Annotated in this window: 10 protein-coding genes; 7 read left to right on the forward strand and 3 right to left on the reverse strand. The window is 63.5% G+C overall.

What is annotated here, in order from left to right; genetic code table 11:
- Nucleotides 1-82 precede the first annotated feature (82 nt).
- A complete protein-coding gene (locus WFP44_RS11140; RefSeq protein ID WP_336926635.1) occupies nt 83-1,195 on the reverse strand; it encodes an LLM class flavin-dependent oxidoreductase in 1,113 nt (370 codons plus the stop codon).
- Nucleotides 1,196-1,400: 205 nt separating this feature from the next.
- Between WFP44_RS11140 and ppa the strand changes: the two genes are divergently transcribed.
- On the forward strand, nt 1,401-1,943 hold the full coding sequence (gene ppa, locus WFP44_RS11145; RefSeq protein WP_336926636.1) for an inorganic diphosphatase: 543 nt from the start codon (nt 1,401-1,403) through the stop codon (nt 1,941-1,943).
- Nucleotides 1,944-2,081: 138 nt separating this feature from the next.
- On the opposite strand, the gene WFP44_RS11150 is transcribed toward ppa, so the two are convergent.
- On the reverse strand, nt 2,082-2,471 hold the full coding sequence (locus tag WFP44_RS11150) for a hypothetical protein (RefSeq protein ID WP_336926637.1): 390 nt from the start codon (nt 2,469-2,471) through the stop codon (nt 2,082-2,084).
- Between the two features lie 242 nt (nt 2,472-2,713).
- Here WFP44_RS11150 and lptB point away from each other — a divergent pair, with 242 nt between their 5' ends.
- The 6 genes from lptB to WFP44_RS11180 all read left to right on the forward strand — a co-directional run bounded on the left by lptB (nt 2,714) and on the right by WFP44_RS11180 (nt 9,546).
- Entirely contained in the window at nt 2,714-3,475 is a 762-nt protein-coding gene (gene lptB, locus WFP44_RS11155) for an LPS export ABC transporter ATP-binding protein (protein WP_336926711.1), read from the forward strand.
- Nucleotides 3,476-3,498: 23 nt separating this feature from the next.
- Nucleotides 3,499-4,968 (forward strand): RNA polymerase factor sigma-54, encoded by a 1,470-nt coding sequence (gene rpoN, locus WFP44_RS11160; RefSeq protein ID WP_336926638.1) that lies wholly within the window; start codon nt 3,499-3,501, stop codon nt 4,966-4,968.
- Nucleotides 4,969-5,152: 184 nt separating this feature from the next.
- Nucleotides 5,153-5,695: a hypothetical protein gene (locus tag WFP44_RS11165; RefSeq protein WP_336926639.1), complete on the forward strand. Its 543-nt coding sequence runs from the start codon at nt 5,153-5,155 to the stop codon at nt 5,693-5,695.
- Nucleotides 5,696-6,176: 481 nt separating this feature from the next.
- Nucleotides 6,177-6,872 (forward strand): response regulator transcription factor CtrA, encoded by a 696-nt coding sequence (gene ctrA / locus WFP44_RS11170; protein ID WP_336926640.1) that lies wholly within the window; start codon nt 6,177-6,179, stop codon nt 6,870-6,872.
- A gap of 75 nt (nt 6,873-6,947) precedes the next feature.
- Nucleotides 6,948-7,670 carry a tRNA (guanine(46)-N(7))-methyltransferase TrmB gene (gene trmB / locus WFP44_RS11175; protein ID WP_336926641.1) on the forward strand — a complete coding sequence of 241 codons (723 nt, stop codon included), beginning with the start codon at nt 6,948-6,950 and terminating at the stop codon, nt 7,668-7,670.
- A gap of 88 nt (nt 7,671-7,758) precedes the next feature.
- Entirely contained in the window at nt 7,759-9,546 is a 1,788-nt protein-coding gene (locus tag WFP44_RS11180) for an SLC13 family permease (protein ID WP_336926642.1), read from the forward strand.
- A gap of 44 nt (nt 9,547-9,590) precedes the next feature.
- On the opposite strand, the gene WFP44_RS11185 is transcribed toward WFP44_RS11180, so the two are convergent.
- A complete protein-coding gene (locus WFP44_RS11185) occupies nt 9,591-11,849 on the reverse strand; it encodes an NADP-dependent malic enzyme (protein ID WP_336926643.1) in 2,259 nt (752 codons plus the stop codon).
- Nucleotides 11,850-11,904 lie beyond the last annotated feature (55 nt).

The raw sequence follows: 11,904 nt of genomic DNA on the forward strand, positions 1-11,904 counted from the left end.
GCAGCGACCTTTCGGGTCGTGAGCACCGGAAGCGCAGAAATGTGCCGTTTGCAGCCCGGCATGGGCCGTCCGGCGGCAATCCCTACTCCGCCGCTTCCAGAAACCGCTCGTCAATGCTCGCCTCGGCTTCCCAGCTTTTCACTTCGGGCAGCACGGTGCGCGCGAACAGTTCCATCGACCGCACGGCATCGTCCTGCGGCATCCCGCCGTAATAGACGTGCGGGAAGAACCCTTGCGGCTTGTAGATGGCTTTCAGTTCCCACAAGCGGTCGAGGATCTGCTGCGGCGTGCCGGTGATCGCCCCCTTGGCAAAATTCGCGCAATAGGCGTCGATCTCCTCCGGCGAATGGAGCATCATTTTCTCGTAATGCTCATAGCCCTTCACCTGCGCAAAGGTGCCGGGCCGCGCCAGGCTGTAATTCTTCACCGCCGCGCGCATGGTGTTGGCAAGGTATTTGCGCCCCTGCTCCTCGGCATAATCCCCGTCCTCGTGGATGTAGAAATTGCCGCTGAGCATGGGCGGCGGCGGGGCGGAGCCATCGCCATGCACCTCGGCCCAGACTTCGGCGTAGCGATCGGGCGGGGTTTCCGCGCCGCGCTGCGGGATCATCAGCACCATATTGCCAAAGCCGTGGCGCGCGGCGGCGTACATCGAATTGCCCGACAGGCTGCCGCAGAACTTGCGGCCCGCAAAGCTCTTGATCGGGCGGGGGCGCAAGGTGGTGCGCGGGATGCGGCCAAACGCGCCTTCGCCTTCCAGAATGCCGGTTTCGAGCGCCGGGATCAGCACATCGAGAATGTCGCTGTAAAGCTCGCGGCTCTTGTTCTGGTCGATGCCAAGTCCTGCAAATTCGTGCGGGGCCAGCCCGCCGCCAAAGCCCAGGATAACGCGCCCGCCGCTCAAGATATCAAGGTTGACGATATATTCGGCCAGCCGCGCCGGATTGTGCCACGGCACGATGATGCATTGCGTGCCCAGCTTCACCCTTTTGGTGCGCGCGGCAATCCAGGTAAGCAATTGCAGCGGGTCGTTGGAGACCGAATAATCCGAGAAATGGTGCTCGGTAATCCAGACCGAATCGAACCCCAGTTCCTCGGCATAGACAAGGTTGTCCACCTCCTCACGCAGCAGCCGCGCATCGTCGTAACTGTCGCCGCGCTGATGGGCAAAGCCCGTTGCCAGACCTATATGCATCGTGTGTCGCTCCTCTCCCCGAGCCAGTGGCGGCAAGGCGAAGCCTGTAATCGACTCCTGCTCTCGCCGTTTCACCGTGCAGGATGGCGCGATTCGCGCTGCCGCGCAATTCGCCAGTAGTCATGTCCCGCTAAGTGGTTTAACGGGCGGGCCCAGTTGGGAGGGGATGCCGTCATAATCCTGCAAACAGGGAAACCATGCATCCATGCGTATTGAACACATACCGGTGGGCGACAATCCGCCTGAAAGCCTGAATGTCATCATCGAGGTTCCCACCGGCGGGGAACCAGTGAAGTATGAATTCGACAAGGCCAGCGGCGCGCTGTTTGTCGACCGCATCCTGCACACGCCGATGCGCTATCCGGCCAATTACGGCTTTGTGCCGCACACGCTGTCGCCCGATGGCGATCCGCTCGATGCGCTGGTGATTGCCCGCTCGCCCTTCATTCCGGGCTGCGTGGTGCGTGCGCGCCCCATTGGCGTGCTCAATCTGGAAGACGAGCATGGCGGCGATGAAAAGCTGATCTGCGTGCCGGTGGATTCGACCTTCCCCTATTATTCGGATGTGGGCGAGCGGCAGGATCTGCCCAGCATCGTGCTGCAGCAGATCGAGCACTTCTTCACCCACTACAAGGATCTGGAAGCCGAAAAGTGGGTGCGCGTGGGTGCGTGGGGCGATGCCGCCGAAGCGCGCCGCGTGACGCAGGAAGCCATCGATCGCTACAACGCGGCCAGCAAGGCGGGTTAAGCACCCGGCCGATACAAGGCCGCCGCACCCAATGGGCGGGCACCAAAACAAAGGGGCGCGCGGAGAATGTCTCCTGCGCGCCCCTCCCCTCTCCCCCCAGAGAAGCTCGGTAATGGGGCGCCGTCATCCGGCCGGTATCTATCCCAGCAGCAATTCGACCCCGTGAAACAGCGCGGCCAGCGCAAAGGGCAGGCCCAGCGCGCACAGCCACAGGGCCAGCACATCGCGGGCAAAAGCGGCGGACAGCGCGGGATCATGCGCGGCGTCATCGTCCAGTTCGCTCCAGCGCGCCTCGAACAGGCGGGCAGCGGGAATGATCGCGGCAACCAGCACAACCAGCGCGAAATAGGGCATGATTGTGCCATGGCTGCCTTTGACCATCAGCATGGTCACGCCAATCTGCACGCCGGTATAGACCAGCAGGGCATAGGCGACATGATCGCTGATGCGTTTGCGCCAGTCGAGACCGGCGGCAGGCGCAAGCTGCCCTTGCCTTGCGAGTGAATTATCGTGCAGCGCTTTCCCCATCGCGCGCTCTCCTCTCTCCATTTTCCGCCCCATTCGGGATGGGACAGGTGCGACCCTTTTGGGCTCTGTTACACTTTATTACACTTCGCGCAGCCGCCTGCAAGTGCCATCTCTCCGCAAGGCGATGCGGCCTTGTCATGCAGGAATCCTGCCAATTCCGGCTTCAAAGCCACGCCAGAGGTGCTACAGACCTGCATATGAACGAAGAAACCGGGATCGACACCGCCGCTCTGGCGCAGAAGATGGAGACTGCTCCGGCCAAGGCGGCGCCGCCGGTGCACGGGCAGGGTCTGGAAGTCATCTCCATCGCCAAGAGTTATGACAAGCGCGCGGTGCTGACCGACATCTCGCTCACCGTGGCCAAGGGCGAGGTGCTGGGCCTGCTCGGCCCCAATGGCGCAGGGAAAACGACCTGCTTCTATTCGATCATGGGGCTGGTGCGCCCCGATTCGGGCCGGATTCTGATGGACGGGGTCGATGTCACCCGCCTGCCCATGTACCGCCGCGCGATCCTTGGCCTGGGCTATCTGCCGCAGGAGACCAGCATCTTTCGCGGCATGACGGTGGAACAGAACATCAATTGCGTGCTGGAAATGGTGGAGCCGGACAAGGCCACCCGCGCGGCCGAGCTGGAACGGCTGCTGGAGGAATTCCACATCACCCGCCTGCGCGACAGCCCGGCCATGGCGCTTTCGGGCGGGGAACGGCGGCGCTGCGAAATTGCCCGCGCGCTGGCGGCGAAACCGTCGATCATGCTGCTCGACGAGCCCTTTGCCGGGATCGATCCGCTCTCCATCAGCGATATCCGCGATCTGGTGAAAGACCTGAAGCGGCGCGGCATCGGCGTGCTCATCACCGATCACAATGTGCGCGAGACGCTCGACATCGTGGACCGCGCCTGCATCATCTATGGCGGGCAGGTGCTGTTCGCCGGTTCCCCGCAGGAACTGGTGGCGGACGAGAATGTGCGCCGCCTCTATCTGGGCGAGGGCTTTACGCTCTGATGGCGGAGGCGGGGGGATAGGTCATGGCGCTGGGACCGAGGCTCGACCTCCGGCAGACCCAGTCGCTGGTGATGACGCCGCAATTGCAGCAGGCGATCAAGCTGCTGGCGCTGTCCAACCTCGAAATCGAAGCCTTTATTGGCGAGGCGCTGGAAGCCAATCCGCTGCTCGACGCGGGCGGCGCTCTGGGCGAGGCGGAGGTCGTGCCGGACATTCCGGGCGCGGATGCCGCCGCCGATGCGCCTACCGCCGACGAACTGATGCTGGCCGGCGCGGGCGAGGCGGATGCCCCGCTCGATCTCGATCCCGCCGCGATGGATACCGACCGCGATACGGGCGACTGGTCCGCCACCCTGCCTGCGGGCAGCGGAGAGGACGGCCCCGACATCACCGAACTGGGCGGCGAGGCACCCAGCCTGGCCGACCATCTCGAAGCGCAGATCGGCCTTGTCGCCCCCGATCCGCGCAGCGCCTTTATCGCGCGCCATATTATCGGCCTGCTCGACGAGGCGGGATACCTGCCTGTTCCTTTACGCGAAGTGGCGGGCGATCTGGGCATCGCCCTTGCCGAGGCGGAGGAGGCGCTGGCGCTGGTGCAATCGCTCGACCCCTCGGGGGTGGGCGCGCGGTCCTTGTCCGAATGCCTTATCCTTCAGGCGAAAGAGGCCGACCGCTACGATCCGTGTATGCAGGTGCTGCTCGCCAATCTCGATCTGCTGGCCAAGGGCAGCGTGGCGCAATTGAAGCGCATCTGCGACGTCGATGACGAGGATTTTGCCGAGATGATGGCCGAAATCCGCGGCTATGATCCCAAGCCCGGCCTCAGATTTGGAGGCGGCATGGCAGCACCCGTGGTGCCCGATATCCTCGTCACCCCCGATGGCAATGGTTGGGATATCCGCATCAATCAGGCGACATTGCCCCGGCTGGTGGTCAACCGCAGCTATTACCTCTCCCTCAAAAGCGGATGCGCCGACAAGCAATCGCGCGGCTGGCTCTCCGAGAAACTGGCCGATGCCAACTGGCTGATCAAGGCGCTGGACCAGCGGCAAAAGACGATCCTGAAAGTCGCCGCCGAAATCGTGAAGCAGCAGGACGGCTTTTTCCGCCGCGGTGTCTCCGAACTGCGGCCGCTGACGCTCGCCAAAGTGGCCGAGGCGATCGAGATGCACGAAAGCACCGTCAGCCGCGTCACCAGCAACAAATACCTCAATTGCCCGCGCGGCACGTTTGAACTCAAATACTTCTTCACCAGCGGGGTGGGTGGCGGAACCGACGGCGAAGGCGCGAGCGCCGAGGCGGTGAAGGCGCGGATAAAGGCGCTGATCGATGCGGAGGCGGCGGACGCGATCCTGTCCGACGATACGCTGGTCGATATGCTGAAAGCCGAAGGGTTCGACCTCGCCCGCCGAACCGTGGCCAAATACCGCGAAGCGATCGGGATTGGCTCCAGCGTGCAGCGGCGCAGGGCAAAGAAGCTGGCGGGGGTTTAGGCGCAGCGACCGCTTCGGTCGGATGATTCCACTTTGACCTCGATGGCATATTTCCACCCAACAGCGCCCATCCCAATCCTTCACTCTTGCTCCGCTTTCCAGCCATCAAACCTTGCGTGAGTAGGTGGGGGCAAACCACACAACCCCTTTCCTACACCCCCCGGCCCGTGCCTCGCTCTGCGCCATGACAAGCGCTCTCACACCCTCCGCCAACCTTCCCGCCCTTCGCCATGATGGCTGGACGCCTGACCGTCAGGCGCGGTTTCTCAATGAACTGGCTGCCACCCATTGCGTCAGCACCGCGGCCAAGGCGGTGGGGATGAGCCGGCAGTCGGCCTATGCCTTGCGCGCACGGCTGCGGGGGGAGCCGTTTGATCTGGCGTGGGCCGCCGCGCTGATCTGCCGCTTCGATGCGCTGGCGGAGGCCGCGATGGACCGCGCGCTCAATGGCGTGGAAGTGCCGCATTACCACAAGGGCGAGCTGGTGGGCACATCGCGCCGTTTTGACGAGCGGCTGACCGTGGCGCTGCTGGCGATGCGCGCCAGCTTTGCACCCGGCGGCCCGCCTTACCCCTCGCACCCTTCCGCCGGCTTTGGGGCGAGCGATTTCGGGCGGCTGGTGGAGCGCGTTGCGCAAGGGCCGGAGACCTGGGACGAGGAATGGCGCATTGGCTACGCCGAAGCGATGGAGGAATGCGCGGGGGATGAGGAGGAGGAACTGAAGTGATCGTGCGCAGTGTCAACTTTGGTTTTGGGGCTGAAAGTGGCGGTTTTCTGCGGACTTGCGGGCAATCGGGGGCATCGTGACGATGTCAACTTTGTAAGGTTTGGTTGGATTGGCACGGGGACAGCTGGACCCCGGATCAAGTCCGGGGTGACGAACGGGGCTTGGCTATCGTCTCGCCCACCCCCGGCCCCTCCCGCAGGCGGGAGGGGAGACAAGCGTGCCTTGAGCCACCAACGGGCCGACAGGCCCGCAAGGGCGACCGCCCGCCCGCAGCGAAGGTCGGCTCTGCCGACCGAAAGCGAGGAGCGGCCCGCGCGGATGCGCGGGCCGCAATAAAAAGAGTGTGACTCGAAAGACTCACCCCTGAATCGTTAACGGCTTAAACCTGTTATTAACCTTTTTCATTCAGGTCTTGCGTGGTTAATTCGCGGCAACCTCTCTGAAGGGAGGGTTACCGTGGGGGAAAATAGGGGACCACCCGATGCGCGTGCTGCTGATCGAAGACGAACCGACCACCGCCAAGGCGATCGAGCTGATGCTGACGGCCGAAGGCTTCAATGTGTATTCGACCGATCTGGGCGAGGAAGGCCTCGATCTGGGCAAGCTGTATGATTACGATATCATCCTGCTCGATCTGAACCTGCCCGATATGCACGGCTATGATGTGCTCAAGAAGCTGCGCGTGGCCAAGGTGCAGACCCCGGTGCTGATCCTGTCGGGCATTTCCGAGATGGACAGCAAGGTGCGCAGTTTCGGCTTTGGCGCGGATGATTATGTGACGAAGCCCTTCCATCGTGACGAGCTGGTCGCCCGCATTCATGCCGTGGTGCGCCGCTCCAAGGGCCACAGCCAGTCGGTGATCCGCACGGGCAAGCTGGCGGTGAACCTCGATGCCAAGACGGTGGAAGTCGACGGCGCGCGCGTCCATCTGACCGGCAAGGAATATGCGATGCTGGAGCTGCTCAGCTTGCGCAAGGGCACCACGCTGACCAAGGAAATGTTCCTCAACCACCTCTATGGCGGGATGGACGAGCCCGAACTCAAGATCATCGACGTGTTCATCTGCAAGCTGCGCAAGAAGCTGTCGACCGCCTGCGGCGGGGAGAATTACATCGAGACCGTATGGGGCCGCGGCTATGTGCTGCGCGATGCGGAGGTGGATGCCGAAGCCGCGTAACCTTCCTATCCGGTCACGGGAAATGCAGACGGCTCGCCCCTTCCGGCGGGCCGTTTTGCGCTGTAGGGGCCGCGCATGACTGCACATAAAGCCGGCGATCCCACCACTTTGAACCGCCTGTATGGCCGCGCGCAAGGCAAGCCGCTGCGCGCCGGGCAGCAGGAACTCGTTGATACCTTGCTCCCGCAGATCGCGGTTCCCCCCGAAGGCCCGGTGACGGCAGAGCGTCTGTTCGGCCATGATTGCCCGCTGCATTTCGAGATTGGCTTTGGCGGGGGTGAACACATGGCGTATCGCGCCAATCTGCTCCCCGATCACGGCTTTATCGGTGCCGAGCCTTTCGTTAACGGGGTGGCGCAGGCGCTGACGCATATCCGCGATGGCAATCTGGGCAATGTCCGCATCCATCACGGCGATGCCTTGCAGGTGCTGCAGCGGATACCCGATGGCAGCCTGACCATGCTCTATCTGCTCCATCCCGATCCATGGCCCAAGGCGCGCCACGCCAAGCGGCGGATGATGAATGACGGGCCGGTGCGGATGTTCGCGGACAAGCTGAAACCGGGCGGCGAATTCCGTTTCGGCACCGATCACCCGGTCTATCTGCGCCACGCGCTGATGGTGATGCGCCGCTTCACCGATCCGGCGACAGGCCCGTTCGAATGGCTGGTGGAGGGGCCGCAAAGCTGGCAGCAGCGCCCGTCAGGCTGGCCGCAGACGCGGTATGAAGCCAAGGCGCGGACGGTCTATGGCCACGAAGTGTGGTACTTCCGATACCGGCGGCGCGAGAGGGGATGATTCCACCTGCCGCAAATTGTCGCTCCACAATCAGGGCAAGTCCCTATATCTGCAAGGTTTGCCGGGGCAGCAGGGGAACAGCCAGCGCATGATTGCGGAATATTCAGCCGAGATCGGCGTGCTTCTGCTGGTGGGGGTGTTCATCGCCTTTGCGCTGGAACGCCGCCCGCCGGTGGTGATTGCCATTCTGGCCGCCGCGATGACCGTGGTGCTGGGCTTCCTTCCGCCTGCCGAGATGCTGGGCGTCTTTGGCAATTCGGCGCCCATCACCATTGCCGCCATGTTCATCCTGTCGGGCGCGCTGATGCGCACCGGCGCGCTGGAGGCGATTTCGGGCTGGGTCATCGGCCGCACGCTGCGCCGCCCGCGTCTGGCGCTGGCGGAGATCGTCGGCGGCACGCTGGCGGCTTCGGCCTTCATGAACAACACGCCGGTTGTGATCGTGATGATCCCCCTCGCCAGAAGGCTGGGCCGGGTGCTGAACATCGCCGCCACAAGGCTGATGATCCCGCTGTCCTACCTCGCCATTCTGGGCGGCACGCTGACGCTGATCGGCACATCCACCAATCTGCTGGTGGACGGGGTGGCGCAGGCCAACGGGCAGCAAGCCTTCGGCATTTTCGAGATTACCAAGGTTGGCCTTGTCACCGCTTTTGCCGGCCTGCTGGTTATCGGCGTGCTTGGCCCGCTGCTGCTGCCCAGCCGCGGCCCGCGCCGTATGGACGAGGACCGCGAAAGCGACCTGTATCTCTCGCACCTGAAGCTCGCGCCCGAAACCAAGCTGGCCGGGCGCCGGCTGGAGGATACCGGCTTTTTCCGTCGGCCGGGGCTCAAGATCCTGGCGCGGCAGGCGGGTGACAAGCTGGAGCGCGACTATCTGGCCGACCACATCATGGAGGTGGATGACGAATTCGTCGTCGCCGCCTCGCCCGAGGAACTGGCCTCGCTGGCCGCCGACATGGATTTCAAGACCGGCCTTGTCGGGCTTGGCGGCGGCGTGGTGACCATGCGTGGCAAGCGCCCGGACGATCTGCGCATTGTCGAGGCGATGATTTCCGAAGCCAATCCGGTGATTGGCCGCCGCCTGGCCGAAATACCCATCCTCTCGCGCCTGCACGTGCGCGTTCTGGGCCTGTCGCGCCCGCGTGCGGTGCCCGGCCCCAATCTGGCCGATGTGCGCGTGCGCGCGGGCGACCGCCTGCTGATCGCCGCGTCAAGCGATGCCGCCGAAGCGCTGCAATCCAATGTGCAGCTGGTCAATGTGTCGGAATCGGCAGTGCGATCCTTCCTGCGCGACAAGGCGCCGGTCGCCATTGCCACGCTTGCCGCCGTGGTGCTGGGCGCGGCGATCTTCGGCTTTCCGATCGAGGTGATGGCGATCATGGCGGTGGCCGTGGTCTTGCTCACCCGCTGTCTCGAACCGGACGAGGCGTGGTCGAGTCTGGATGGCAACACGCTGGTGCTGATCTTTGCCATGCTGGCGTTTGGCAAGGGGCTGGACAATGCCGGCACCATCACGCTGCTGGTGGAATGGCTGACGCCCTTGCTGAACGGAAGTTCGCCATTCATGACGCTGCTGCTGGTCTATGCCATCACCAGCCTGCTGACCGAAACGGTCACCAATAACGCCGTTGCCGTCATCATGACCCCGATTGCCATCGGCATTGGCGAGGCGAGTGGGCTGGACGTGCGGCAACTGATCGTGGCGGTGATGTTTGGCGCCAGCGCCAGTTTTGCAACGCCAATCGGATACCAGACCAACACGCTGGTTTACGGTGCGGCCAATTACCGCTTCCTCGATTTCGTGAAGATCGGGCTGCCGATGAACCTTGTGGTCGGGCTGGCGACCTGCATGGCGATTACCATCCTGATGTAGAGGGGGCCGCGCGCCTGCACATACGGGCCGACGCGCGACCCTGCTTATCCCACCACGCCAGCCGCCGCCAGCACGGCGAGGGTCAGCACATCGGGGGCAATCGCGGTCATCGGGGCGATCTGCACCGGCTTTTCCATCCCGATCAGCATCGGCCCGATCGTGGCATTGCCGCCCAGTTCGCGCAGCAATTTGGCCGACAGATTGGCCGATTGCAGGCCCGGCATCACCAGCACATTGGCAGGGCCGGACAGGCGGCTGAAGGGATACATTCCCATCACCTTGGGGTTCAGCGCGGCATCAGGCGCCATTTCGCCTTCATATTCAAAGCCCGGATCCTCGGCATCGAGGATCGCCACCGCCTCGCGGATGCTTTCCAGCCACTTGCCCGATGGATTGCCGAAGGTGGAATAGGACAGGAAGGCGACCCGCGGCTCATGCCCCAGCCGGCGGGCGACAGCCGCCGTTTCGCGCGCGATATGCGCAAGATCGGCAGCGCTGGGCCGTTCGTTGATGGTGGTATCGGCCATGAAGGTCGTCTGCGTCTTGCCGATCATCATGTGCACGCCAAAGGGCACGCCGCCGGGCTTGGGCTCCAGCACGCGCGCCACTTCGCGCATGGTCTGCGCAAAAGGCCGGGTCAGGCCCGAAATCATCGCATCGCCATGCCCCAGTTCGAGCAGCAGCGCGGCAAAGATATTGCGCTCCTGGTTGACCATGCGGCGCACATCGCGTTCGGTATGGCCGCGGCGTTGCAGCTTGGCATACAGATGCTCGACCATCTGCGGCACCAGCTCGCTTTCGGCGGAGTTCTGGATTTCGAAACTGGCAGGATCGTCCACGCCCAGTTCGGCCAGCTTGTCCTTCACCGCCTGCGTGCGGCCGACCAGCACCGGCGTGCCATAGCCGAAATCGCGGAACTGGATCGCGGCGCGCAGCACCACATCCTCTTCCGCTTCGGCAAAGATCATCCGCTTGGGATTGGCCTTCGCCTCGTCGTAAACCGAGGTCAGCACCGAAGTGGTGGGGTTCATCCGGCTTTTCAGCTGATGGCGGTAGGCGTCAAAATCCTGAATCGGAAGCTGCGCCACTCCGCTGTCCATCGCGGCCTTGGCAACGGCAGCGGATACGGTTTCCATCAGCCGCGGATCGAACGGGGCGGGGATGATGTAATCGCGCCCGAACTGATGCTTGCGGCCATAGGCGGCGGCGACTTCCTCGGGCACGGGCAGGCGCGCCAGTTCGGCAATCGCGTGTGCGGCGGCGATCTTCATTTCCTCGTTGATCGTGGTTGCCCGCACATCCAGCGCGCCGCGGAAGATGAAGGGAAAGCCCAGCACATTATTGACCTGGTTGGGATAATCCGACCGTCCAGTGGCGACAATCGCATCGGGACGCACGCGCATGGCGTCGGCAGGCGTGATTTCCGGATCGGGATTGGCCATGGCAAAGATGATCGGCTGATCGGCCATCTTGGCCACCCATTCGGGCTTCAGCGCGCCGGCGGCCGACAGGCCGAGGAAGATATCCGCGCCTTCCAGCGCTTCTTCCAGCGTGCGGTGCGGAGTATCCACTGCGTGCGCGCTTTTCCACTGGTCCACATTGTCGCGACCCGGATAGATCGGGCCCGAACGGTCGCACACGATCACGTTTTCGTGGGGCACGCCAACAGACTTGATCAGCGCGGTGCAGGCCAGCGCCGATGCACCCGCGCCGTTCACCACCATCTTCACGTCCTTCAGGCTGCGCCCGGTCAACTGGCAGGCATTGATGAGGCCGGCGGTGGCGATGATCGCGGTGCCGTGCTGGTCATCATGCATGATCGGGATTTTCATCCGTTCACGCAAAGCCTGCTCGATCACGAAACATTCGGGGGCCTTGATATCCTCCAGATTGATGCCGCCAAAGCTCGGCTCCATCAGCGCGACAGCTTCGATGAAGGCATCGGGATCTTCGGTGGCGAGTTCGATGTCGATCGAATCCACATCGGCAAAGCGCTTGAACAGCACCGCCTTGCCTTCCATCACCGGCTTGGACGCCAGCGCGCCCAGATTGCCCATGCCAAGGATCGCGGTACCGTTGGAAATCACCGCCACCAGATTGCCCTTGGCGGTGTAGCGGAAAGCGTCGGCGGGATTGTCCGCAATCGCCTGCACCGGCACGGCCACGCCGGGGGAATAGGCCAGCGACAGATCGCGCTGGGTGGCCATCGGCTTGGATGCCACGATCTCGATCTTACCGGGGCGGATCGTCTCGTGATAGAACAGCGCTTCGCGCGCGGTGAATTCGTTGGTCTTCTCGGCCAAGGGGATCCTCCGTGATTTCGCGTTTCCCCATAAAGAGCAATCGCTGCGCGCGATA

It is taken from the genome of Alteraurantiacibacter palmitatis, assembly GCF_037154115.1.
GTDB lineage: Bacteria > Pseudomonadota > Alphaproteobacteria > Sphingomonadales > Sphingomonadaceae > Alteraurantiacibacter > Alteraurantiacibacter palmitatis.

Excerpts from the sequence above, each read along its gene's own strand:
- trmB (WP_336926641.1), top strand. The coding sequence starts at position 6,948 with ATGACTGCACATAAAGCCGGCGATCCCACCACTTTGAACCGCCTGTAT.
- WFP44_RS11165 (WP_336926639.1), top strand. The coding sequence starts at position 5,153 with ATGACAAGCGCTCTCACACCCTCCGCCAACCTTCCCGCCCTTCGCCAT.
- rpoN (WP_336926638.1), top strand. The coding sequence starts at position 3,499 with ATGGCGCTGGGACCGAGGCTCGACCTCCGGCAGACCCAGTCGCTGGTG.
- WFP44_RS11140 (WP_336926635.1), bottom strand. The coding sequence starts at position 1,195 with ATGCATATAGGTCTGGCAACGGGCTTTGCCCATCAGCGCGGCGACAGT.
- WFP44_RS11180 (WP_336926642.1), top strand. The coding sequence starts at position 7,759 with ATGATTGCGGAATATTCAGCCGAGATCGGCGTGCTTCTGCTGGTGGGG.
- lptB (WP_336926711.1), top strand. The coding sequence starts at position 2,714 with ATGGAGACTGCTCCGGCCAAGGCGGCGCCGCCGGTGCACGGGCAGGGT.
- ctrA (WP_336926640.1), top strand. The coding sequence starts at position 6,177 with ATGCGCGTGCTGCTGATCGAAGACGAACCGACCACCGCCAAGGCGATC.
- ppa (WP_336926636.1), top strand. The coding sequence starts at position 1,401 with ATGCGTATTGAACACATACCGGTGGGCGACAATCCGCCTGAAAGCCTG.
- WFP44_RS11150 (WP_336926637.1), bottom strand. The coding sequence starts at position 2,471 with ATGGGGAAAGCGCTGCACGATAATTCACTCGCAAGGCAAGGGCAGCTT.